The organism is Ignavibacteria bacterium, assembly GCA_025612375.1.
Classification (GTDB): domain Bacteria; phylum Bacteroidota; class Ignavibacteria; order Ignavibacteriales; family SURF-24; genus JAAXKN01.
On sequence record JAAXKN010000001.1, the window covers coordinates 237,943 to 262,919 of the forward strand.

The 24,977-nt window shown below is 43.0% G+C and carries 21 protein-coding genes and 1 tRNA gene; 6 read left to right on the forward strand and 16 right to left on the reverse strand.

Translation table 11 applies throughout. The annotated features are described in order from the left end of the window. Positions 1-59: 59 nt before the first annotated feature. The 8 genes from icd to HF312_00955 all read right to left on the reverse strand — a co-directional run bounded on the left by icd (position 60) and on the right by HF312_00955 (position 9,685). A complete protein-coding gene (gene icd / locus HF312_00920) occupies positions 60-1,313 on the reverse strand; it encodes an isocitrate dehydrogenase (NADP(+)) (GenBank protein MCU7518743.1) in 1,254 nt (417 codons plus the stop codon). Between the two features lie 11 nt (positions 1,314-1,324). Further along, a complete protein-coding gene (locus HF312_00925; GenBank protein MCU7518744.1) occupies positions 1,325-2,290 on the reverse strand; it encodes a flippase-like domain-containing protein in 966 nt (321 codons plus the stop codon). A 9-nt stretch (positions 2,291-2,299) separates the two neighbouring features. Then, positions 2,300-2,878, reverse strand: coding sequence for a septum formation protein Maf (maf, locus tag HF312_00930; protein ID MCU7518745.1), 579 nt, complete (start codon positions 2,876-2,878; stop codon positions 2,300-2,302). After that, positions 2,875-4,110, reverse strand: coding sequence for a SpoIID/LytB domain-containing protein (locus tag HF312_00935; protein ID MCU7518746.1), 1,236 nt, complete (start codon positions 4,108-4,110; stop codon positions 2,875-2,877). Before HF312_00935 ends, maf begins: the two co-directional genes overlap by 4 nt. Positions 4,111-4,165: 55 nt before the next feature. After that, positions 4,166-4,573 (reverse strand): hypothetical protein, encoded by a 408-nt coding sequence (locus HF312_00940; protein ID MCU7518747.1) that lies wholly within the window; start codon positions 4,571-4,573, stop codon positions 4,166-4,168. Between the two features lie 192 nt (positions 4,574-4,765). After that, the gene (locus tag HF312_00945; protein ID MCU7518748.1) at positions 4,766-5,701 is read right to left on the reverse strand and encodes a YitT family protein; all 936 of its coding nucleotides are present in this window, start codon (positions 5,699-5,701) and stop codon (positions 4,766-4,768) included. 148 nt (positions 5,702-5,849) lie between these two features. After that, complete coding sequence (locus tag HF312_00950; GenBank protein ID MCU7518749.1) at positions 5,850-6,389, reverse strand: hypothetical protein; 540 nt, start codon at positions 6,387-6,389, stop codon at positions 5,850-5,852. Between the two features lie 206 nt (positions 6,390-6,595). After that, positions 6,596-9,685 (reverse strand): SpoIIE family protein phosphatase, encoded by a 3,090-nt coding sequence (locus HF312_00955; GenBank protein ID MCU7518750.1) that lies wholly within the window; start codon positions 9,683-9,685, stop codon positions 6,596-6,598. Positions 9,686-10,122: 437 nt separating this feature from the next. Here HF312_00955 and HF312_00960 point away from each other — a divergent pair, with 437 nt between their 5' ends. After that, the gene (locus HF312_00960) at positions 10,123-11,118 is read left to right on the forward strand and encodes a radical SAM protein (protein ID MCU7518751.1); all 996 of its coding nucleotides are present in this window, start codon (positions 10,123-10,125) and stop codon (positions 11,116-11,118) included. Between the two features lie 84 nt (positions 11,119-11,202). On the opposite strand, the gene HF312_00965 is transcribed toward HF312_00960, so the two are convergent. From HF312_00965 to HF312_00975, 3 genes are all read right to left on the reverse strand, one after another. Beyond that, positions 11,203-12,555: a hypothetical protein gene (locus tag HF312_00965; protein MCU7518752.1), complete on the reverse strand. Its 1,353-nt coding sequence runs from the start codon at positions 12,553-12,555 to the stop codon at positions 11,203-11,205. A gap of 296 nt (positions 12,556-12,851) precedes the next feature. Further along, positions 12,852-14,957, reverse strand: coding sequence for a T9SS type A sorting domain-containing protein (locus HF312_00970; protein ID MCU7518753.1), 2,106 nt, complete (start codon positions 14,955-14,957; stop codon positions 12,852-12,854). Between the two features lie 98 nt (positions 14,958-15,055). Beyond that, complete coding sequence (locus HF312_00975; GenBank protein MCU7518754.1) at positions 15,056-17,188, reverse strand: T9SS type A sorting domain-containing protein; 2,133 nt, start codon at positions 17,186-17,188, stop codon at positions 15,056-15,058. Between the two features lie 290 nt (positions 17,189-17,478). Here HF312_00975 and HF312_00980 point away from each other — a divergent pair, with 290 nt between their 5' ends. Continuing rightward, positions 17,479-17,631, forward strand: a complete 153-nt coding sequence (locus HF312_00980; GenBank protein ID MCU7518755.1) for a hypothetical protein — start codon at positions 17,479-17,481, stop codon at positions 17,629-17,631. A gap of 242 nt (positions 17,632-17,873) precedes the next feature. On the opposite strand, the gene HF312_00985 is transcribed toward HF312_00980, so the two are convergent. The 3 genes from HF312_00985 to HF312_00995 all read right to left on the reverse strand — a co-directional run bounded on the left by HF312_00985 (position 17,874) and on the right by HF312_00995 (position 21,486). Next, positions 17,874-17,946: transfer RNA gene (locus tag HF312_00985), tRNA-Gln, on the reverse strand. A 456-nt stretch (positions 17,947-18,402) separates the two neighbouring features. Further along, entirely contained in the window at positions 18,403-19,881 is a 1,479-nt protein-coding gene (locus HF312_00990) for a T9SS type A sorting domain-containing protein (protein ID MCU7518756.1), read from the reverse strand. Positions 19,882-20,004: 123 nt separating this feature from the next. Next, positions 20,005-21,486 (reverse strand): T9SS type A sorting domain-containing protein, encoded by a 1,482-nt coding sequence (locus HF312_00995; protein ID MCU7518757.1) that lies wholly within the window; start codon positions 21,484-21,486, stop codon positions 20,005-20,007. A 156-nt stretch (positions 21,487-21,642) separates the two neighbouring features. Between HF312_00995 and HF312_01000 the strand changes: the two genes are divergently transcribed. After that, the gene (locus tag HF312_01000) at positions 21,643-22,533 is read left to right on the forward strand and encodes a hypothetical protein (GenBank protein MCU7518758.1); all 891 of its coding nucleotides are present in this window, start codon (positions 21,643-21,645) and stop codon (positions 22,531-22,533) included. 13 nt (positions 22,534-22,546) lie between these two features. On the opposite strand, the gene HF312_01005 is transcribed toward HF312_01000, so the two are convergent. Further along, on the reverse strand, positions 22,547-22,741 hold the full coding sequence (locus HF312_01005) for a 50S ribosomal protein L28 (GenBank protein MCU7518759.1): 195 nt from the start codon (positions 22,739-22,741) through the stop codon (positions 22,547-22,549). A gap of 166 nt (positions 22,742-22,907) precedes the next feature. Between HF312_01005 and HF312_01010 the strand changes: the two genes are divergently transcribed. Genes HF312_01010 through HF312_01020 form a run of 3 tightly spaced genes read left to right on the forward strand, consistent with a single transcriptional unit; the run spans position 22,908 to position 24,225 of the window. Continuing rightward, positions 22,908-23,378 carry a DUF2085 domain-containing protein gene (locus HF312_01010; GenBank protein MCU7518760.1) on the forward strand — a complete coding sequence of 157 codons (471 nt, stop codon included), beginning with the start codon at positions 22,908-22,910 and terminating at the stop codon, positions 23,376-23,378. After that, positions 23,375-23,887: a hypothetical protein gene (locus tag HF312_01015; GenBank protein ID MCU7518761.1), complete on the forward strand. Its 513-nt coding sequence runs from the start codon at positions 23,375-23,377 to the stop codon at positions 23,885-23,887. The genes HF312_01010 and HF312_01015 overlap by 4 nt, the downstream gene beginning before the upstream one ends. 26 nt (positions 23,888-23,913) lie before the next feature. Beyond that, positions 23,914-24,225 carry a hypothetical protein gene (locus HF312_01020; GenBank protein MCU7518762.1) on the forward strand — a complete coding sequence of 104 codons (312 nt, stop codon included), beginning with the start codon at positions 23,914-23,916 and terminating at the stop codon, positions 24,223-24,225. On the opposite strand, the gene HF312_01025 is transcribed toward HF312_01020, so the two are convergent. Next, a complete protein-coding gene (locus HF312_01025) occupies positions 24,197-24,976 on the reverse strand; it encodes a hypothetical protein (protein MCU7518763.1) in 780 nt (259 codons plus the stop codon). The two genes, HF312_01020 and HF312_01025, sit on opposite strands and share 29 nt — an antisense overlap. Position 24,977 lies beyond the last annotated feature (1 nt).

Genomic DNA, 24,977 nt, shown 5'->3' on the forward strand with positions numbered 1-24,977 from the left:
ACTTTTGAAAATCAACATAATGGATAAAGTGGACTTATTTATTTTATATTATATCAAATTTACTTCATATTATCTACAATTGCACGCGCAAATTCTGAAGATTTTACCTCTTTTGCGCCCGTCATAAGGCGTGCGAAGTCATAGGTCACAACTTTTGACTTAATGGTTTTGGTCATTGCCTTTTCAATCAGCTTTGCAGCCTCATTCCACCCCATATATTCAAACATCATTACACCCGACAAAATGACTGAACCGGGATTGATCTTATCCAGTCCGGCATATTTGGGAGCTGTTCCGTGGGTCGCCTCAAAAAGAGCGACGTGGTAGCTGATGTTTGCGCCCGGAGCAATACCAAGGCCGCCTACCTGTGCTGCTGCGGCGTCTGAAAGGTAATCGCCGTTAAGATTAGGTGTTGCAACGACGTCATACTCACTGGGTCTTAACAAGAGCTGCTGGAACATGCTGTCTGCAATTCTGTCCTTAATAAGGAGTTTGCCTTCGGGCATTTTGCCATTATATTTTGAAGAAAGTTCTTCTTCAGTTACAATTACGTCTGCGTAGTCTTCTTTGGCAGCCTTATAGCCCCATTCCTTGAATGAGCCTTCTGTAAACTTCATTATGTTGCCTTTATGGACCAGGGTAACGCTTTTCCTACCGTTAGCCAGGGCGTAGTCGATTGCCTTTTTAACGAGGCGTTTTGAGCCGAATTCGCTCATAGGCTTTATGCCGATACCTGAATCCGGGCGGACTTCCTTCTTAAGGTCCTTTTCGAGCATTTCAATTATCTTATTTGCTTCCTTAGAGCCTGCCTTGAATTCAATACCGGCATAAACGTCTTCAGTATTTTCCCTGAAGAGTACGATATTGAGGTCCTGGGGGCGTTTCATGGGGCTCGGGGTTCCGGCATAGTATTTAACCGGCCTTACGCAGGCAAACAGGTCGAGTTTCTGTCTTAAGGTAACGTTCAGGCTTCTGATTCCGCCGCCGATCGGGGTTGTAAGGGGGCCTTTGATTGCAACAACAAATTCCCCGATTGCCTTAATTGTTTCATTAGGGAGCCACTGGTTTTTCCCATAAACTTTAGTTGCTTTCTCGCCGGCATAGATTTCCATCCACGAGATTTTTCTTTTACCTTTATACGCTTTTTCAACTGCAGCGTCGAAGACTATCTTTGAAGCTTTCCAGATATCGGGACCTGTGCCGTCGCCCTCGATAAAAGGGATGACCGGGTTATCGGGAACGACCAGTTTGTCGTTCTGGATGGTAATTTTAGCACCTTCGCTGGGGATGCTGATATTCTTAAATTTTGCCATGGCGAATTCTCCTATGAGTTATTTATTGAAGTTTCAACAGATATATTACCATATCGATGTTGATAAAATGAGACACTAAAGACACCAATTAAGACTGCGAACCAAAGCGTAACTGCCCTTACGATAAAGGTAGAAGATACGGCAATGTCTTTGGGTACTTTGTTTCTTATCAATAAAAATGTCAATGAGCCGTCTGTAACACCCAGACCCCCTGGCAGCATCGTTATGGCACCGGCAATAGTGGAGAATGTATAAACAAATGTAGGCCAGAGGATGTTAAAATGAAGTCCAAAATTAAAAAGAATTATGTAATAACCCAAACACTCCAGGAACCAGGAAAAAAAGCTGATAACGACCATATAAGTCAATGGCCATGGGCGAAGCAGAAGGTAAACACTTTCGTACGCCGTACGGATCCTGGCTCCGTGTTTTTTAAGAACACCGACTCTTACAATTAAGTCAATCAGGTAAAAAGAAAGCCTCTTATGGCTTATTACAAGAGTAACCAGTATGAAAAATATTCCTGTGCCTATTACAATTATGCGCCCGTAATTAAAGACATAGGCGCCTATGAGGGCCAAAAGAACGAGTGAAATAAAATCGGTAATCCTTTCAACCATTACGATCGGCGCGGTTTTGCTGATAGGCTCGTTGGATACCTGCTTGACAAGGTAGGACTTTAAGAGTTCCCCCATCTTTCCGGGAGTAACGCTCATTATGAGTCCCGACATAAATATTGCAAAGGAATCCACCTTAGAGATCCTGACCTTCAGCACTTTAAGATAATAATCCCACTTATAAAATCTTGTTAAGTAGTTCACAAAAGTAAGCAGGAGCAGGAGGGGCAAAAGGAGCCAGTTGAATCTTGCGAATGCCGAGATCACGCTTCTGTAATCTGCATATATGGTAAATGCCAGGTAAAGGATTGCTGCAACGGCAAGGGAGCGGAATATGTTCTTTTTGACTTTTTCCAGCACTTTGTCCTCTTAAATAACTCTTTTTAATGTATCGTAGAGGCGTGTCAAAGGCAGGCCTACAACGTTATAGTAGCAGCCGTCAATGCGGCGCACAAAGACAGCGCCAAAGTCGTCCTGTATTCCATATGCCCCGGCCTTATCCATCGGGCTTCCCGACTTAATATAGTCCACTATCTCTTCTTTTTCCAGGTGACGGAAAGTAACGAGTGTTTTCTCGTATTCAATGAGTGTAATATTTTTTTCAGTGTTGCAGACGGCAAAGCCTGTATAGACAGCATGTGTCTTTCCGCTTAAGGATTTGAGGATTCTTTCGGCGTCGGCTTCATCTTTTGGTTTACCAATGATCTGTTCCTCAAGTACCACAATTGTGTCGGCCGTAATTATTATCCCCTTTGAGATTTTTTTACGCGCTTCCATGAGTTTCTGTTCAGAAAGCCTTTTTACGGTCTTAACCGGGTGTTCCCCGTCCAGTATCTCCTCATTTAAGTCAACGCTGAAAGTTTCAAACTTAAGGTTCAAAAGTTCCAGAAGATGCTTTCTTCTCGGGGACTTTGAAGCGAGGTAAACAGGAATATTTGTCTTTATCATTGTTCTATTTCACCTAATTCTGTGCCTGGAAAATAAAAGCTAAGAATGTCCTCAAACTTCCGGCCCTTCCTCGACTGCCCGATTGAGCCCCACTGGCATAAGCCCACGCCATGGCCGTTACCACGCCCCTGAAAAGCAACCTTCAGGAGGCTGCCGTCTTCATAGACGGGAGTTATGTCGAACATTGTACTTCTAAGAAGGCTTTTAGACGCCCTGGATCTAATGACGTAGCGGATTTTATTTCCTACAATTACAACCTCCAGAGGCACTCCCTGCCTGTCCACTAAAGAAATCGCGAGTTCGTTTACGCGGCCCGAGTCGAACCTGCTTTTAATTTCAATATTATTTATGGTATAGCCGCTTTTTTTTATATATCCCGCGCCCGTAAGATAATTCAGTATATCCTGCTGCGAATAGCTTTCAGTCCATTCATATCCCGGAGCAATACTGCAGAAATCCTCATCCCCTTCATCTACTCCCCTAAGGTAAGGGATATTCTTCTGTCTGAATACATAGTCTGCATTTTCAGTCCTTCCCCCGCATGAAGAAGAATAGAATACAGTTGCGGGCTCCCCGTTATACTTTAGAATGAGCCCCCGGGTTTCATCAACCGCGCGGTCTATTAGTGTTTTTGAAGGATGATAGCCCCCGTAGACCTGGTCGCGGATGTCGGAATAAAGGTCAAACTCATGTCCCGGCTCTTTAAGCTTCATTACCGTATAGTTCCTGGCGCAGACGGCAAATGCCTTCAGGGCTTCCAGGTCCTCTTCCCTAGAAGAGGCCACGCCCATCTCTGAGAAAAGGACGCCTTTTAAGTAGTCTTCCAGACCGAGTGAATTTACAAGGAGAAGTTTCCCCTTAGAGTTCAGCACGGAGAAGCTCCCCAAATAGGATTTGCCTTTATAAGTCAGGTACTCAGCCTCTGACTTAGGCTGAATTCCGCAGAGGCTTAAGGAATATTTTTTCCTTCCCAGTTTCAAAGCTATTCCACCTTCCTCAGCCGAAAGAGAGAACTTTTCACCCGCCTCTATATCCAGCACTTTATCATTCCCGCTTCTAAAGACGACGGGAACATCAAAAGATACGGTTTTCTTCTGAATGTCATCATCCAAAAGGACACGGACTAAAGAGGATTCGTTATTAGGTCTAAAACGGGTTTTGTTATATCTTGCGGGAGCGGAGCACTGTATAAAGAGCAGGGCAAACAGAATAAAAGAAAGAAATCCGGTCATTTTGAGGAATCTGAAAAGCTGCAGATCTAAGAAAGAATAGTACAGAGAATGCGTTTCATCTGAACATTGCTTTGATGCTGCCCCAGGTACGTTTAACGCCTGAGACTGAATGCGAAATACCCTGCGGGTCGATATGATTAACTGTTCCACCATTTTCATAAATTGCAAGCCGATAGGAATAAAAACTGTCAGTTGGTTTGTATGCGGACTGGTCTGTATACGAATAATAAGAGTTACTGCCTTTGGGGTAAACTCTGGCTATCTCGTGAAAATCTGTGCTATTGCCGGCCTTTCTTTCGATTGCAAAATACTGGAGATTGCTTTCTAAAGTAGTTTTCCATTCAACTTTTATATTTTCTCCTTCATTTTTTACAGAAAATTCAAAAATATAGGCCCCTGCAATTAAGGTGCCTGCACAAAAAGCTGCGAAAATGACGGATAGTATAGTTGCTTTAATTTTCATGACGGCAATATATATTGATTAAAAAATAATGTCAAGCCTTTAAGAGAAAATTCACACTCATTTTTTATCAAAACCTTAAATCAACACATGTATAATGTATACAGTTCAGAGGAGAAAGGCAAGTGACTAAAATCACTTACCCCTGAAGAATTCATGCATAAAACCAGTGTAAAACTCCCCATATCCGGGGGGTTAAATCCTTCGTCTGAAGCCTTCTCCCAGGACCTCATGCACGTCGCCAATGATCATGAAGGCATCGGGATCCACCTCATGTATAGCCTCCGTAAGCTCCGGAATTTCCTTAAAGGTAACCACGGTAAAAATGATCTCGCGGTCAATATTTTTATAAAGCCCGTGAGCCTTAAGTCCCGTTGCCCCGCGGCTGAAGTCATTCATAATGATCTTTGCAATTTCATCAGATTTATCCGAAATAATATAGGCCATACGGGCATAATCGAATCCGTCCACAATAAAATCCACCAGCTTGCTTGAGACGAAAAGCAGGAAGAAAGCATAAAGTGTAAGTGACATGGCCGGTCTTAAGGGTGAAAGGTGTTTCATTTCTATAATAAAGCCTGCAATAGCAATGACGAAGAAATCAGTAAACATTATTGCCTGCCCCGGTTTCCAGCCGTAGCGTTTCTGCATAATAGCAGCAACGATATCGCTTCCGGCCGTAGTGCCCTTAAACTTAAATATAATACCGAGTCCGATGCCTAGCATTACCGCGCCGATAAGTATGAGGAAGAGGAAGTCGTGCTGCATCAGGTCGCGTATGGTTTGTGTATCCTGCAGTCTGATAAATCTGAAGCCGGGCACGTCACCGCGGAAAAAATCAATAAAGAAAGAGTTCAGTGTAAAGCCGTAGAAAGTTCTTATGCCGAATCTCTTTCCCAGTTCCTTAAGACCCCAGGCATAAAGCGGCATATTAAGGAGCCACATCATAAGGCCGACAGGTATTGTGCCATTTGAAAGGTAATGTATAGCCATTGAAAGGCCGCTGACGCCTCCGGGGACGACCTGAGCATCGACAAGGAAGACACCTATGCCCATGGCCATAATAGAGGCACCAATTAAAATGAAGAAGTAGTCAAGGATCGGATATTTTTTAAGGAATTTGGATTTCATTTAAGACCGGGTTATGGATATTGACTATGAGCAGAATTCCGCTCATAATGGTTCATAAAAAACTGTAATCCTGCCTTGAGAGGACAAAAGGGGCAGGATTTTCAGCGCGATTAATTTAAGAAATTACATAATTGAGAATTTACATAATTCAGTATTTACCGTATCTGTCGTCCTCGTCGTCGTCGTCGTAATCCGGGCCGAAGCCATCCTCATCGTCATCCTCGTCGGGGCCAAATCCGTCCATAGCGTCATCATCCTCAAAGAAGCCCTCTTTTTCCAGGTCGGCGTCGGATTCTCCGTAGGAGGAGTAATCGCTGCTGTCGTCCTCGAAATCGAGGTCATAAGGATTTACAATGGGAAGGAGTTTTCTTCTGGCAGGAATATCCTCATTAAAATCCTCAAGTGTATCTTCAAGGAAGTAGAGAGCTTCCCTGACGTCGTCAAACTCTTTTACTATCAGTTTTGGAGGGTTTTCCTGTTTTGCTGTAGTTTTAGTGCCCTTCTTCCCTTTTGCTTTAGCCTGATAATTTTCTTCCAGCTGTGAGAGGCTTTTAACTGCAGGGTCCTCGGTTTTTACAATATAGTCCTCTTCAACTGAATAGTTAATAACTTTCCCTTCCTCTTCGGCATATATATTATTGCAGATATATTCTTCATCTATATATTTGAATAAAAAGTAGATTTTCATAATACTACCTAAATTTTAATGACAAACTTTTATAAAACAATATGATAATTTAGCGGCTATTTTCCCAAAATTCAAATGCATAGAAGAAAATTTCCGTCATAATTTAATTTTGTGATAAAAGCCCCATATATTTCAATTTTCAGGTGGAAGGCCTGTTCCGGATCGTTTGTTGTATGTCCCCGGTTCGAACGGCTTATCCCTTAGTGCTACACACGTTTTATTACAATGACTGTCATGTCGTCGTGGGGGCTGCCGCCTGTACAGAAGTTATTGACATCCCAGATAATGCGGTCTTTTATTTCGGATGCTGACTGAAGAGAAACGTCAGGCATTGAAAGGATGGTCTTTACTCTTTCCATGCCGTAGAGCTCTCTGGACTTTGCCTGTGCTTCTACGAGTCCGTCTGTCATTAGGACAAGTACGTCGCCCTTATTAAAGTCGGCAATATTTTCCTCATACTGAACGTCGCAGATAAGCCCCAGGGGGAATCTGGGTTCGCTGGAGGTCAGGCTGCAGACCGTGAGGTTCTGTTTTATTACCGGATTTACGTTACCGGCGTTAATATAGGTTATACTGTTATTCTTGACGTCAATGAGGAGTATGCAGGCTGCAACAAATACACGCTTGTCGGTTTTCAGGTATAAAGCCTTGTTAACCCTGGTGAAAATAGTTTTAGCGTCCTCTACTGCAATAATGTCGGTCATCATCATTCCACTTGCAAGGACCGCCGTCATTGCAGCTTTCATAGCCTTGCCTGAAACGTCACCAATTAAGACTCCCAGGATATTTTTATCATTATTGCGCCTGAAATAGTCAAAGAAGTCGCCTCCGACTTCGCTTGCAGGAATGCAGATGCCGGAAACATCAAGTCCGTTAAATTTTGGGTCTGAGTCAGGCATAATTGACATCTGGGCTTCGTGGGCGGCTTTGAGTTCGGTCTTCATGGCGTGGTTCTTAAGGCGCCACCTGTATAGGAAATACGCCAGAAAGAAGAGCAGAAGGAACATAAGAGCAATGAACCACCACGTTCTGTAGAAAGGCGGAGTAATTACAATGCTTACCATTGCACCCGTATCGTTCCATATGCCGTCGCTGTTGGAAGCCGTAACCATGAATGTATACCTGCCGGGAGAAAGGTTTGTATAATAAGCAAACCGTTTTGAGGCATCCACAAAAGTCCAGTCCTTATCGAACCCTTCCATTTTATATGCGTATTTATTTTTCTCAGGCGCCATATAGTCAAGTCCCGCAAATTCGAAAGAAAACACGTAATCCTGGTAAGAGAGTTCAATTTCCTTAACCTCAGAGGCCGGGCGCCCGAAGTCCACCACCTTATTAAGCCTGCTGAAAGAGGTTATAATTACCGGAGGCACGCTGCTATTGCTCTTGATTTTTTCGGGATTGAAGGAGTTAAAGCCGTTAATGCCGCCGAAGAAGAGTTCTCCGCTCCGGCTCTTAAAGTAAGATCCTCCGTTAAACTCATTATCCTGAAGTCCGTCCTTAACATCAAAATTAGTAAAGGTTTCTGATTTGGGATCGAACCTGGAAAGCCCCATATTGGTGCTAAGCCAGAGATGGCCAAAATTATCTTCCAGTATGCCGTAAATGGAGTTACTGGGAAGCCCGTTATCCTCATTAAAGCGCTGAAATTTCTCTTTTACCGGGTCAAACTTATTTAATCCCCCGCCCCATGTTCCAAGCCACAGGAAGCCCTCCTTATCCTCGTAAATTGTAAAGATGTGATTGCTGCTGAGGGAGTTCATGTCCGAGGGGTTATTCATATAGCTCTTAAACTTCCCGGTTCTTCTGTCGAATTTATTTAAGCCCCCACCTTCGGTTCCAATCCAGAGGTTTCCTTTTTTGTCCTCAAAGATTATCCTTACAAAGTCATTACTTAAGCTTTCCCTGTTGCCTGTTTCATTTTTATAGTGCCTGAATGCATGGCGGGAAGGCTCATACATGTCCATTCCATGGCCGTAGGTGCCGATCCAGATTGTGCCTGAGCGGTCTTTGAAAATGGATCTGATCTCATCAAAGGCGAGGCTATTGGGGTTTTGGGGATCGTGTCTGAACTCGCTGCACCTGCCTGTTATTTTATTTAGAACGTTAATGCCTCCTCCGTGTGTGCCGATCCAGAGGTTTCCGTCGCCGGCATCCGTGATCACCCTTATGATGTTTCTGCTGAGGCTTTGAGGGTCACCGGGATCATTTCTGAAATGCCTGTATTTGCCACTCCTGCGGTCCAGGCGGTCAAGCCCGTCGTGTGTACCTATCCAGAGGATGCTGTCTTTATCCTCATAGATCGACCAGACAATTGCGTGGCTGAGGCTCATCTGGCCGCCGGGTTTATAGAAGTAGTGCAAAAACTGCCCTCCTGCACGGGAGACCTTGCTTATGCCGCTTCCATAGGTACCGACCCACATGATGCCTGAGCTGTTTCTGTAAATGGATCTTATTTCATCATAGCTGAGCGAGGCGGGGTCAAAGCGGTCGTGCCTGAAGTGGCTGAACTTCCCGTTCAGAGGATTCAGGAGGTCTACTCCCCCGCCGTTTGTTCCAATCCACAGCATTCCGTCCGGGTCCTCACTGAGCGCAAAAATGTCATTGCTGCTGAGGCTGCAATTATCTTTAGGGTTATTTCTGTATTTAGTAAGCCCCGGATCCTGGGAATTTATTTCTGACGCTTTAAGGCGTACAAGCCCGTTTTCGGACCCGAACCAAATATCCCCCCGTGAATCCTCATAGATTGCCCTGATGTGTCCGCTTGAAGGGGACTTATCGCCGGCATAAACGTGTGTAAAAGAAGGATTTATTCCATTAAAAGTAATTTTATCAACACCCGCCTCCGTGCCTGCCCACAAATTGCCGGCATGGTCCCTGAGTAAAGACAGGACCCTGCTGCTGCTAATAGAGCGGGATTCCTGCTCCTTAAAATAATATCTGATAAACCTGTAAGGCGTTTTAGAGGTTTTGTTTTTCTCAAGCATACAAAGCCCGTTATCAGTAGCGACCCACAGGTTGCCTTTATTGTCCTCTGTTATGTCGTTTACATTACTGTTGCTTAGAGAGTTTGAATTCTTGGGGTTGAAAGGAAACCTCGTTATCCTGCCCGAGAAAGGATCATACCTGTTAAGCCCCGCGTTGAATGTGCCCACCCAGATTATTTTGTCCCTGTCTTCAAAAAGCGCAGTAATATCGTTATATGACAGGCTGTTTGTATCGTTCGGGTTATTGCGGAGGATGTTAAATCTATACCCGTCATAAATATTAAGGCCGTCTTCCGTGCCGAAATACATTAGGCCTCGGCTGTCCTGCATAATGCAGTTAACGATACTTTGAGAAAGCCCCTGCTCGCGGAAAATATGGTCAAAGTAAATGTCGTTTGATTGTGCTAAGTGGATATGAGGAAAAAAAGAAAAAATGAACACGAGTAGAATACGGGCATAAAATGCCGGAGGATTATTCCCCAAAGGGCATAAGGGATTGGCTGCTGTTAGACCGTAATGCATAACACCACCAATTGTTAAACCGGTTAAATAAGAGCATTAAGGGAGACATTATCAACTGAAAAAGCGGGGTGCTAAAATAAAATAGAAAGTTTCCTCTATATTTCAAAGCATTCAAAAAATACCCGGAATTTAAGTTAAGGCGGGCTTTTTCCATTTCATTATTTGGTTTTAATTGATATTTTTTCTGCCTGAATATTAAAACTTTTGAAAGAACCGGCCATTAAATGAACTTTACACCTTCATACATAAAACTTCATGAATCGGGAGAGCTTAATAAGCGCGCCATGTCGGCCGAAGGATCCCTGTCCTCATGCACTAGCTGTCCCAGGAACTGTCTTTCCGACAGGATAAATGACGAGCTGGGAGTGTGCCTCAGCGGCTACCTTCCGATTGTTTCATCCTATACGCCTCACTTTGGTGAGGAGCCCGTGCTCTCAGGCAGCCGCGGGGCCGGGAACATATTCTTCGGCAACTGCAATTTAAGGTGCGTATTCTGCCAGAACTACGAGATCTCGCAGAACTGGAAAAATGAACGCAGGCACGAGGTATCCTTTGAGCGCCTGGCCTCCATTATGATAGAGCTTCAGGAAAAAAAGTGCCACAATATAGGGCTTGTATCGCCCACGCACTTTTCGGCACAGATATTAAAATCCATTTCCATTGCGGCCCAAATGGGCCTTAGGCTGCCCATTATCTATAATACAAACGGGTACGATTCGGTTGACATGCTGAAGCTCTATGATGGTGTTGCGGATATTTACCTGCCTGACATTAAATACGGTTCGGATGAAAATGCCCGGAAGTATTCAAAAGTTGACAGGTATTTTGAAAAGGCGAAGCTTGCCGTAAAGGAAATGTTCCGCCAGGTTGGAAGCGAACTTGTTTACGACGGGGATGTTGTTGTAAGGGGGCTAATAATAAGGCACCTTGTACTTCCGAACGGCCTTTCGGAGTCGGAGGAAGTCTTCAGGTTTATTTCAAACGAGCTTAGCCCTGACGTGCACGTGTCTTTAATGTCGCAGTATTTCCCGACGAACAAGGCAGAAAAAGACATACTGATCAACAGGACGATAAGAGTGTCGGAATACGAGAAAGTGCTGGACATGATGGAAGAGTATCATCTTAAGAACGGCTGGATTCAGGAGATGGAAAGCCAGGAAAACTACCGGCCGGAATTCATGAAAGACAGGGAAGATCCTTTTAATAACAAGAATTCATAATGCTTAATGCTGAATTATAAAAAAAGAAAAACCCCGGAATTGTATATAAACAAATCCGGGGTTTTCAATTGATGGGTAGTTAAATTATCTTCTTCTTTCTCTTCCGTTTGAGCGGTCATTATTGCCCTGCTGACGGTCGTCCCTCTGGCGGTTTTCCCTCACCTGAGGTTCATTTCTTCTTTCAGGAGGCCTGTTTTCCCTTACCTGCGGAGACTGATTATTCGTAGTCTCGCGGCGCCTGTCCTGTCCATTCTGGGGCCTGTTTCCATTAGAGTTTTCATTTCTGTTGACAGGAGGATTTACATTCTGGTTACTCCCCTGTTTTTCAATGACTCGGTCCCTCTGGCGCTCTTCGTTTCCGTTCCTGTTTCCCCTGTCGGTAGGAGTCTGGTTTCCCGGGTTACGGCTGCCGTTATTTCCAGGTCTGGTGATTACTTCAGGCGTTCTGTTTTGTCCAGGATTATTCTGATTTCCCCTGTCCCTTACAACCGGGGTCTGGTCGGTTCTGCCGATACGGTTAACATCGCCGCGACTGATATTGCTGCCCATTCTGCGGTCAATTCTATTGACGTCGAGTGTAGTTCTTCTATCCGTTCTTTTGATATCGTTAGTTTTTATGTCTCTCGTTTTAGCCAGGTCCTGCTGTCTTGGGCGGAAAACTTCAACCCTGTTGTTATCCCTTGTCCTGTTGCCCAGGTCGCGGCTTCCGGACTGGACCATATCTCTCTGCTGAATATTTCTTCCGGTACGTCTTTCAACAAACTGCCTGTCGACCCCCCTGTTAATTACGCGGCCGTCCCTGTAGGCGTAATCGTTTCTATAGCGGGTATTTGAATAAAGCCTGTATTTTTCCCTGGGTGCCACGTAATAGCGGTGGACGTCGTAGCCGTCGAAGTAGCGGTAAGGCACATAGTTCCAGCAGCTATAGGGGAAATGCCAGTCGTAATCAAAATGGATGCCTATATGTATATCAAATATTGCATAAGGCGGAAGCGGAGCCCAGCCGATATAATCGTCGCTGTAGCGCCATTCGACCCAGGCGGGACCCCACTGGCTGTCGGGAATCCAGATCCAGCCGTAATAGTCGTCGTAGTACCATCTTCCGTAGTGGTAAGTAGCCCAGCCGAAAGGCTCATATGAGTCCCAGTACCATCCGTCCGAAGTCCATACCCAGCGTCCTACGGTATAAGGCTGCCACATTCTGCCCGTATTATATGGATGCCAGGCGTAGACGTCGTTATCGAGCTGCATCCACTCGCCATAGGAGTTAAGGGAATTATAGAAGTAGTTAAATGTTTCCCTTTCATGGCTATAGCCGTGATAGTTCTGGGATTCATAGTTACGTGATCCGTCATCCTGGTATCCGTCATCCTGAGCTTTCAAAGGGTTAAAAGCCAGGAGCAGAATAAAAGCCGCAAAAATCATTAATTTTTTCATGTTAAACCTCTTTTTAAGCCTGTCCGAGTGTCCTTTTCTATGTATATGCAATGCTCATGCCAGAGAGAAAGGCCGATTTTCCTTTAATATTCAAAGGGCAGGCAATTATAAGTGTTCTTTTTAATATACACTAAACACACAGGACTGTACAAATGTTCATTTCATGAAAGATTTTGGGACAGGGTTTTAGGAAAGGCAATAGGTCCACGGCTGCCGGGATCAGGCCTCCCGGCAGTGCATGGTTGAACACGATGTTCCTCTTTCTGCAATTTAATTTTGACTTTCTTGGTCACTGATCACTTTACAAGCATCAGCTTTTTTGAATCCCTGAACTTTCCTGCCTGTAATGTATATATGTACATTCCGCTTGGAAGACCGGAGGCGTTAAACTTTAGAGTGTGACTTCCTGCAGTCAAGAAATCATTTACAAGTGTTGTTACTTCTCTTCCAAGCAGATCGAAAACGATGAGTTTTACGAGGCTGTTTTCTGGAATCGAGTAAGAAATAGTTGTCGTCGGGTTAAACGGGTTCGGATAATTCTGTTTAAGAGAATAGTTTTCAGGCTGTCTGATATCAATTCCACTGACCTCTGAAAGGACGACTCCTCCCTCCCTAAAAACAGAAAGCCCTCCATATCCGGCAATCCATAAATTCCCCCGGGGATCTGCTTCCAGTGCAGTAACGCCGTCGAACTTAATGTCAGAATTTGCTGAGGAGTAGACTGTATAATTATTTCCATCAAACTTAATAACGCCGCGATTATTCCCAATCATCCATTTATTTCCCTTGCTGTCAATGGCAATTGAAGTAATAAAGTTATCAGGGATAGCTGAATTGGATTTATTGAAAATAGTCCAGTTCTTCCCGTCAAATTTAACTAGTCCGCCTCCCGATGTACCGATCCATTTATTTCCCTGTTCATCAACAGCAAGACCATGAATGCTTCTTAAAGAGGGTTCCTCCCCCGGGATTAAATACGAGGTAAATGTCTGTCCGTCGAATTTCACAAGTCCGGCGTTATCAGTACCGATCCAGATAGTGTCTGATTTATCGAAAACAATAATATTTACCCTGCTCCTGGGAAAAGCAGAATTGCGTTCATAATATTGAGTCCATGTCTTTCCGTCATATTTTACAAGTCCCTTAAAATCAGTTCCTATCCATTTATTCCCCTTCCTGTCGACTGCAACCGACATAACTAAGTAATCAGGCATGCCGGAATTAGACGGGTTATAAAATGTCCATGTGGTGTCATTGAATTTAGCAATTCCATCCAAAGTAGCCACCCATTTATTGCCTTCCTGGTCCACGGCCATAGAAATAGAAGTTAAATTTTTGGGGTAATGGATCCATTCCTTGCCGTCGAATTTTACAATTCCCATGGCATCAGTACAGAACCATTTGACTCCCATAGAATCTGTACAGATGGCTCTTATATAGGAATGGGGCAATGCGGAGTTAGTAGTAATGTACGGGGACCAGGTTTGTCCGTCGTATTTAACCAGTGATCCGAGATCAGTTCCGATCCATTTGTTGCCCTGTGGGTCTATGGCTATATCAGTAACATAATTATCCGGCAAGCCGGAATTAGAGTCATTAAAAACTGTCCATGTAGTATCATTAAACTTTACAAGACCGGCTCCCAGAACTCCAATCCATTTATTCCAGCTTTGGTCAACAGCTATATGGTACTCGGTGTGGTCTGCAAACGGGAGGCCGGAATTGCGGTAAGAAAAAAGAGTTTTAATACCACCATCAACTTTAACAATCCCATCATTTGATCCGACCCATTTAACTCCTTTCTTATCTATAGCAATTGAGCTGATAGAGTTAGCTATGCTGTCAGAAGACCAGTTCTCCCCGTCAAATTTTACAAGTTTTCCGTAAGCCGTTCCGATCCATAAAATCCCCTGCTGGTCGACCAGGACCTTAGTAACAAAGTTATCGGGTAATCCAGAATTGGATTTGTTAAAAATTGTCCAGCTCTGGCCGTCGAATTTTGCAAGTCCGGAGCTTTTCATTCCAATCCACTTATTCCCCTTTTGGTCAACCGCAACAGATGTAATCATGCTGTCGGGCAAGGGGGAATTCAGGTGATCAAACTTCATCCAAGTTTGTCCGTCAAATTTCATAAGGCCCTCACTATAAACTCCGATCCATTTGACCTTCTGGGAATCGACAGCAATTGAAGTGATACATTTGCCAGGGAGGAAATACTCCTTTTGCCCGTCAAATCTGTTCAGTTTTGTTAACATATTAGCCGTTCCAATCCAGAGATACTCATTTTCAAAAGCCTGAGCCTCCACTCTGCCCCGGGAATAAAAGTGCATCCATTCCGGATTTTGTGCAAATAAAAGAGAAGAAAGTAAAACAAGAGCTGAAAGAAGTTTTAGAATTTTCACGATTTACCCCAATAATATTATTCAAATAGAGCAAGGAAACACAGCGGTTTTCCAGGAAAATATTTATTAAAGAATTACCTTTAGCCTGCCTGACAAATTTACTTAACAAGAAGCAGCTTCTTTGAATCTTTGAACTTTCCTGCCTGTAATGTATATATGTACATTCCGCTTGGAAGACCGGAGGCGTTAAACTGAACATGGTAAGTGCCCGGACCCTGTTCCCTGTCCACCAGGGCTGCCACTTCACGCCCAAGCATGTCAAAGACTCTCAGATTAACTTTAGATTGTACTGCCAGGTTGTAGCTGATAGCTGTAGAAGGATTAAACGGGTTCGGATAATTCTGACTTAAGCTGAAGGCCCCGGGGTTATTAAGAATATTATTATTAACATTCACCAGTATCGAACCATCTTCAGATAAGCTAATGCCTTCTTCATTGAAAACAGAGACGCCGATATCGGTGGCAAGCCACCAATTGTCCATTGAATCTTTTGCCATGCATCTAATCCTGTCGGATAATATGCCGGAGTTCCGGGTATTATAAACCTTCCAGTTCACTCCGTCAAACTTAATAAGCCCGTCGTCACTGGCGATCCAGATATTTCCCTTTGCGTCAGTTTGAACAGAGTTGATCAGATCGCTTGGCAAGCCGGAATTGGCCCGGCTCAAGAGACTGAAGTTTTGACCGTCATACTTTGCCAGACCGGTATTACATATTCCGACCCATGTATCACCAAATTTGTCGAATGCAACAGAGGAAATTTGGCCGCTCGGAATATCAGAATTTTTGGTATCAATCACCCTGAAGTTCTCTCCGTTTATTACGGCAATTCCCCCTGGAGTTCCCACCCAAAGGTTTCCACTAGGATCGGGTTTAATAAGTGTAATATTGTTATCAGGCAGCCTGGAATTTGATGTATTAAAAACAGTGAAGTTGTTCCCGTCCAATTTTAAGAGCCCCTCAGGAGTTCCTATCCACAGATTGCGCTCTTTGTCAAATACGAGCCTGTTTATCTTATTACTGCTTATACCATACTTCAAAAGATATTGTAATGTTTTAGTACCATTTCCATATCTTAAAAGCCCATAGTTTGTACCTATCCACAAGTTACCATCATCCGCTGAGGCAATGGAGTTAATAGAATTACTTGTAACATTATGCGGATACCAGCATTTGCCGTCGAATTGAACGAGGTTGCTGTAAGGTCCGTCCACGAGCCCAAACCATATGTCGCCTTTCCGGTCGGCCTCCATGGACTGGATTTCGCTTTCAGGCAGCCCGGAGTTAGAGGGATTAAAGGCAGTCCAGTTTTCTCCGTCGTATTTATACAATCCCCCGTAGAACACAACCCATAAGTTATCCTGCGGGTCTGCGGAAGTTGAGGTAACGAAAGCAATCGGGCTATTAACTTTCAGGCTATCCCATTGACATGAGGCGGAGTCGTTGAACTTAAAGAGCCCGAAATTAGTGCCTATCCACTTATTATTCTTTTGATCGACGCTTATTGATGTAACAGACTTAAAAGGTTCTAACTTAGAGACTAAATATTTTGTCCAGGTATTTCCGTCAAATTTCACGAGTGTGCTCACACTTCCGATCCACACGTTTCCTTTCAGGTCTACAGTCATAGAATTGATATAATTATTAGGGATTCCGGCCTTTGAGAGGTCATAATTTTTCCAGCTCACACCGTCAAATTTTGAGAGTCCTTTATAGGAGCATCCTATCCAGACATTTCCCTCCTGGTCGATTTCAATTTCTTCAAATTTATTTGATATTATGCCGGAATTAGAGGTATCAAAGACCGTCCATTTAGAGCCGTCGAACTTTATGAGGCCGGTACCCCAGGAAGGGATCCAAATATTTCCCTTTTTGTCGGTAAGTATGGTCTGTGCACCATTTTGAGGCAAGCCTGAGTTGGAGGGATGATATTCCGTCCAGTTTTGCCCGTCGTATTTGATGAGGCCGTGGGAAGCCGTTCCGATCCACTTGTTGTTATTAATATCTACAGCAACTGAAGTAATATCCAGGCCAACCAGGAAATATTCCTTTGCTCCTGTATGCATGTCGATTTTGGCCAGGTAATTTCTTGTAGCCACCCATGTGTACTGTCCTTCAAAAGCCAGAGACATTATTTCAGACTGTTTGAGATAATTAAAAAACTGTTTTGTCTGGCCGAAGACCAGGTTAGATAAAATGAGCAAGAGTGAAAAGGCTTTAAAAAGGTTCATTGTGTGCACCCCGTATTGTTCGATAAAAGCGAATCCAAAGGGCAAAAATGACAGGTCTGCAAAACTCAATATTCAACGTTAGGAATTTCCACAGGAAAAATCAAACTGTTTTTCGGTTATTTCTTTGCCTGAGGGCACAGCCCCGGGAAAAATACTTTGAGTGAAGGCGGGCTAAAGACAGGACTCAAAAAAAAATTTTTAAATTTTTTCAGAAATTTTTCCGAAAACGGCTTCCGTCACCATATATATATGTATAGGCTCACAATTTTACGGGGGGAATTAAACCGGCGATGACAAAAGAAAAACGAAAGCGCAAGCCTCTTACAGACACTGAACTAAGACAGAGGTTAAAAGAGCTCCAGAAGGAGAACGAGTACCTGAGGACGTACATGGATATTTTCAGGACACAGCTGATGGCAGAGCTCAGGAAACCGACGATATAGAATATTCAGACACAAGATCTATTCAAAGAGATCTATTCAAAGAGATCTCTTCAAAGCAATTTGAATTTCCTTTATGGTAAAGCCGGCAATACCGGAAACCTAATACTCCGGTTTATCTAGAATGGCATTCCAATCACCAAATTTCACGACAAAAAGATTTAGCAAAATAAAAATTTTATTATTTCGGCTGACCGTTTTAAAATAAAAACAGCCGGTAATGTTTGTTACCGGCTGTAAGATTGCTGCCCCGCCAGGGCTCGAACCTGGACTTTTCTGATCCAGAGTCAGACGTGTTGCCAATTACACCACAGGGCAATTGTGTCTACAAATATAATAAAAGTTCTTAGTAAATCAAAAGAATTTTATGCGGGATTTTTTCATTTTTTAAGATAAAATTATGCATTTTTTTTGTGATCCTTCTCTCAAAAAATGCTTCAGCTTGTTTTCCTTTTCTTTTCTTACTGATTTGGTGCTTGACAGTTCTATAAAGACTTCATATCTTATAGTTGTAAGGCATCCGGAGCCTTGCTGTTGAAATTGATATCACTTTCAACATTTAATTCCTTAATATTAGTTTTCTTTCACTAGTATGGAGGGAATGAATGGTAGAAGAAAAGGCAGAAAAACATATTGATTAGTTTTTTACCGGTCAGCAAAGGCTAAGCCGGTTGAAAAAGTAATTCAAATATTAGATAATTTATGCTGGAGAAGCCTTAAAAAAGCTTCTCCAGATTTTATTTTAAAGCCTCTAAAAAACTTATACTTCAATTTTTATTTTAATAAAACTACTTTCTTTGTTATAGTATAACTCCCTGCGCTCATTCGGCATAAGTATATTCCGCTTGGAAGCGAGGATGCGTTGAACCGTACCTTATAGCTCCCCTCTTTCCTTTCTTCACTCACAAGTGTTGTTACTTCCTTACCCAGAGCATCATAAATCTTAAGTTCAACTTTTCCTGCTGAAGGTATATTAAATTCCAGCGTTGTCACCGGGTTAAACGGGTTGGGATAAGCTGAAAGCGAGTAGCTTTTTACAGTTGAACTATTTTCTTCAACAGAAAGAATTGAGCTGTTTTCTTCAAATGTAGTCTGATGCAGGTAAACATAAGGTGAATCCACTACGGGTCTGACCGGTCTGTTGATACCTGCAATACATATTGAATTTATATAGCGCTCCTTGTCAATGTCATATATTTTCAGTGAATCTCTGGTTATCAGTGCTGCGTACCTGAAATTCCTGTCTACTCCGATGCTGTCCCCATAAGAGTCTGAGCTAATGAGTACTCTCCTGTTAATGAGTGTGGTATCTGAAAGGTTAAAATCATAAGAAGTCAGCTCTCTGCCCGAAAACTTGTACAACCTGTTATTCCTGAAATCCCACTTCGCATTTTTCCCAGAGAAGATTTCATTGCCGGGTCCACCAGGCTGAAACTTAATAAAATTAAAACTTGTATCGGCGAATTTGTAAAACCGCACCCAATCTTCCTCGCTCTGAACTATATAAAGATCATCGCGTATTTTCCTTAATTTTTCAAAAATTACTGCCCTTTTATAAAGGTTAGGGTCACCTTCAAAGTTAATAGGCCGGCTATATTCACCGATGTAAGGTGAATTTGAGAGGTCCACCAGACGGTATTCATATTTCCATGAGTTGTTTTCGTTTGTCATAAAAGCTGCCAGGTAGCGGCTGCCAACTGGTCCTAAAATGGAAACCAGGTTTTCCTCCATCGACTGGCTGTATTCCCGCCCGACAATTCCCTTAAAAATATGGAGGCTGTCATTATTGCCTATAAAAGCGTTGCCTAGCGATCCATTAATAAGCCAGCTGCCGCAGGATAATGATGTAACTTCCGTTGTTTCAATAAAATAAGGAGGAATAACGTCCCACCCTGTTCCTGTAATACTGAAAGGTCTTGAGACATTCTGCCCTTCAGTCTCAATGTAATTCTGTCCCCAGAACTGCTCAATAAAGTAGCCTCTGTAGCCCATATTTTGCTTTATCAGATAGCTGCGTTCAGGAAGAGTTACATGCGTGTTGTAATATGTACGGTTTACATGAATGACCTGAGGAGAATAATAGCTATAGTCCACCCAGCGGCCAAGGGTATCTGAGAGCGATGCGGACTTACTGAGCATTGAAATTTTTACGAGGTTGCCGGAATAGCTGGTAGAACTGGTGGTCTGCGCAGGGGATGTTCTATAAGTCAGCGCGAAAATTAAGAGCATGAATAACAAAAAATACCTTTTCATGTTTGCTCCTGGGAGACTTGAGTAATTTGAGCTGAACTAAATTAGTTACCGGCAGCAAATTCTTACTAAAGTACGTCAGAATATGCTGCCGCTAAAACAGGATAATATTCTTAATCGATAGTTTTATTTTAATAATACTAGCTTCTTTGTAATAGAATAACTTCCTGCGCTCATTCGGCATAAGTATATTCCGCTTGGGAGCGATGAAGCGTTGAACTGAACTTTATAGCTCCCCTCTTTCCTTTCTTCACTCACAAGTGTTGTTACTTCTTTTCCGAGTGCGTCATAAATCTTTAATTCCACTTTCCCTGCTGTAGGTATATTAAATTCCAGTGTTGTTACAGGGTTAAACGGATTTGGGTATGCCGAAAGCGAGTAGGTTCTAACAGCTGAATTATTTTCTTCAACAGCCAGGATTGAATTGTTTTCTTCCACTATAGTCTGATGCAGATAAACGTAAGGATAATCTATTACAGGCCTGAACGGTTTATTGACGCCCTTAATGCTTATTGCGTTTATATAGCATCCCTTGTTTATGTCATATATCCTGAGTGTGTCGCCATCAATTTGAACCGCATAATTAAAGTTCCAGTCAACCGCGGTTTCACCCGAAGCCTTAAGGAATCCCGGCAGTTCTCTTTTGTTAATAAAAGTTGTGTCTGAGGGATTAAATTCATATGTCAGGAAGCCATCTACATAAAGTTTGTTATTCTTAAAAATCCAATGGGCATTGTGGGAAGTACTGACGGGTTCCGGACTATCAGAAAGGGTTTTTATATAAGTAAAGCATGTATCGTCAAACCTGAAGAAATGGAGCTGCGGATTATATTCGCTCTGGAAAAGATAGAGGTTATTGCAGATCTTCGCTGCTCTTCTAAAAAGCTGACGGTCCCTGGCCCAATCCGGGTTGCCTCCATCAGGAACGCCGTAAAACTTAATAGGGGTACTGCTTCCTTCTGCAATATCAGGAGAGTGCGAAAGATCGACAAGACGGCATTCGTATCTGACGTACCCATTCTCAATTACTGCCAGGTAGCGGTCCGACACTTTTCCTAAAATGGTCACCAAGTTTCCTTCCAGTGCCTGGGTTTCCTGATCATAGCCATTATGGTTGTAAAATACCGTTAAACTGTCATTATCATTTATAAAAGCGCTGCCATCTACTCCATTTATGAGCCATGCGCCTGAGCATACAGGTGTAACTTCTGTATTTGTCATCAGATAATTCACCATTCCGCACCATACGTCACCCGAGCTGCTAAAGCTTCTTTCAGTTTTTTTGCTTTCATTTACAAGAATTTTATGTCCCCAGGACATCGAGATGTAAGGACCCGAACCGCCATGGGTATCTTTGAGGAAGTAAGAATTTCCTTTAAGCGTAAGGTGATCGTAATAATAGGAATTTTCCTCTGTGTACTGGCCTGTGCTTAGAGGGGTATAGGTATCATACCAGTTTCCAAGCGTATCGGAAAGATTAACGGATTTAGCCGTCATGTCAATTTTGACAAGGTTTCCACGGTAATTGTGCCCCTGGTTCTGGGCAATAGAGGTTCCACACAAAAGTGTAATAAGCGAGAATAAAAGGAAAGAAATAAAACAACGCATAAGGGCTCCATAAGTTGTTATTATCACTGAGGTAAGTTAATGAATCTCCCCAAAAATTCAAAGGGCTATAAACAAATTATTCATCCTTGCACTCCCGGTGCCGGAAGATTATATCCGTTGCCTTTCTCAGAAGGACTTTGTACTTTGCAGATCATGATGAGAAATTTTTTAACAGCATTATTCCTTTGCGGAATTATTTTTACTTCCGCTTACTCCCAGACTTATGAATTTGCAGGTGAGCTGGGGCATTTCCAGGGAGCCTCGTCATTTTCTGTAAGCCCAATAGGCTTTCTTTATGTAGCCGATGCCGCAACAAATGAAATCCATAAGCTCGACCTGACGGGAAACGAGGTAAGATTTATTGGGGGCTACGGCTGGGATGAATCGGCTTTTGATGATCCCGTGGATGTATTCTCCACCACGCTTAACGTCTACGTATCCGACAGGAATAACCACAGGGTGCAGGTCTTTGACAGGGATCTTAATTTTGCTGCCACTGTTCAGGCGCGCGGTGACGAGAGCCGGAACAGAAATAATACAAACACCGATTCAGACGGCAACATAACCTTTGGATATCCCACCTGCTCGTCAGTCTCAACTCAGGGGGATATGTACATACTTGATTCTGAAAATAAAAGGATACTGAAGTTCAACATTTCAGGCGAGTACGCTCTTCAGTTCGGGAATTACCGCTCGGGTGAATACGCCCTTAGTAATCCCCAGAAGTTTGCAATTTCGCAGGATAACAGGATCTATGCCCTGGATGAGTCAGGTTTGGTAATTTTCGATCAGTTCGGCACAGGGCTTGCAAAGGTTCCTACAGAAGTATCTTTCAGGAGCATTAATATCACCTTCAACAATCTTGTTTTAACTTCCTCCGATAGGGTATTTACCGCAGATCTGAACGAGAAAGAGGTGCAGTTTAAGGAAGTGCACCTCACAGGGTTTGAAGCCGGCAGTGAAATTGTTGCCGGACTAATCTTTAAGGGGAATTTGTACGTACTTACGCAGAAACAGATAGCCGTATTTAAAATAAAAAAAGGCTGATAGAACAGCCTCTTTATGCAACAGCTTTTACAACTTTATTGCTCTTAAGGCAAGTTGTGCAAACTTTCATTTTTGTTTTTTTGCCGTCTACTATAGCATTTACATTCTGCAGGTTAGGAAGCCATCTGGTCTTAGTCCTGTTGTTAGCATGACTTACGTTATGACCTGTGATAGGACCTTTACCGCAAATTTCGCATACTCTTGACATTACAACTCCATGAATTTTGAAACCTTAATATAAGGCTTATTTTTCTGTTAATCAAGATTTTTTCAGGGGATATTATCTGTTTATCACTTTTTGCCCCACAAAAAACTGTTAAAAATCATATTTTCAGCATATTTTTGCGCATATGATAATTTTATAAAAATTGTAAATGAAGATAAAAATTAAATATTTTCTGTTTATTCTGATGTTAATATGGTTTACGGGAATTTTTCTTAATGTCCTTGTTCCCTGCGTTGAATTTCCAGCGGGAGTCTACCTCTTCAGTGAACTCTGCTATAGTCACGTATGTCATCAGATAACGGAAAAGACAATTTTTATCCTTGGGCGGCCTCTTCTTGTATGTTCAAGGTGCTTCGGCATTTACGCGGGGCTTTTTGCAGCTTCTCTTTTTTCCCTCTTCATTTCAGTCAAAAGACCATTAAGAAAAAAGTACCTCATTTTTGCAGGCATTCCGATGCTGCTTGACGTAATGCTTTATTCTGTTAACATTTATAATTATTCCAAAATAACAGCTTTTCTTACCGGGCTTCTTTTAGGTTCAGTTGGTTTTTTTTATATTTTGGGAGCTTTTGAAAAATTTATTGCAGAATTAAAATCTCAGGATAGGAATCTTAATTGAAAAAATATTTACCGGCTCTGGTATGCGGGTTTGCAGCAGGTGTTCTTAATATTGTTCCTTTGGTTAGAAGTCTTTCATGCTGCCTGATTGTACCCGTGGCAGCTTTCTTTGCACTTGTGCTTCACCAGAAGGCCAATAGAAGTGACTCAGACATTAAAGCCTCCCTGGCCGTGCTTTTAGGCCTTTCGACAGGAATAATTGCCGCCTTTTTCGGCACTGCCTTCGATATGCTTATAGTTTATCTGACCAGGGAGATCTCAATTGCGGGATCACTGCCTGAACTTGAGAATATGCTGCAGTCGGTTTACCCTGCTGATCTTGCGCGCGAGGTTATGGACATAATGTACAGGGTTGTCGATGAAGTCAATAAGTACGGGTTCTCCATGCTATATACGTTTTCTGTTTTCATGAGCAGCCTGATCATAAATTCAATTTTCGGCATTATAGGCGGATTGATAGGCATGCAGATCATAAACAGGCGGAAGGACAGCGAGGATAATAATTTCTAATCACAAAAAAACAGATTTGATTAAAGATGATAACAGCATTTATATTTTTCGTTCACCTGGTTTTTGTTACGGTAATCTTCACAAAAAAGTGGCAGGATGAAGGCCTGTCAACTGCACTGTCCAATGTAGCTTTGATAGTAATACTTTTCAGCGTAGGCTGGGCAGTTACAGGGATGATTGCGCGTGCCCTCATGGAGTCGAAAGGCTTCGGGTTGTATTTTGACAGGGATACCTTTTCCTTATTCCTGTTAGCAATAGCAGAATTCTTTTTCTATAAACTCTACTACGGAGGGGATAAGGAAAAGGAAGTTAGCGAAGACGATACGGAAAAACAATAACCGCAGTCTGTTCAAGCTGCTTCTGTCCCGGGGGCAGCGGTTCAAATCTCCATTGCCTGAGTGAATTTATAGCCGAATTTTCAAGTCTTGTATCGGCCTTCATTAAAGGGATGATGGTTCCAACGGTGCCGTCGGGCAGTATAGTAAATTTCAGTTTAAGGTCAATTTCCTTTGAAACGCCTTCAGGATACCTGGGAAGCGAATAGCTGTAGATTTTCCTGTTACCCTTTCCTCCCCAGAAGATATCGTATCCGTCGCCGTTTGCGTCTCCCGATCCGTTACCGTTGCCTGAGCCGCGTCCGATGCCGTTTCCGATACCTGAGCCAAGAGGGTTGGTTCCGATTCCAGCTGCAGGATGGCCGTTGCCGGGCTTTACAACGTCCTTGGTTGTAGAACCGTTTCTTGCCGTAAAATTTTCATTTTTAGGTTTTTCAGTTGTTTTTGCAGGAATGCGGTCTTCAGATGTATTCTGTGTTTTATCGACTTTCGGGATATCTTCCTTTTTAGTCTCCTGCACCACGTCCTGCTGTCCCTGCAGGGGAAGGTCGCCTGCCTGCGGGTCCTCGGAAACCACTTCGGTCTCGCCGTTTCCTCCCCCTCCTGAGCCGCCCGGGGTACCGAAGCCGATCTCAACATATTCTGTAGGGGTATAGGTAAAGCCTGCCCTGAGGAAAAGGAATATGGCAAGCAGAACCCCGTGCACACCGACTGACAACAAATAAGAAGTATTTTTTATTTTAGGAATAGTCATC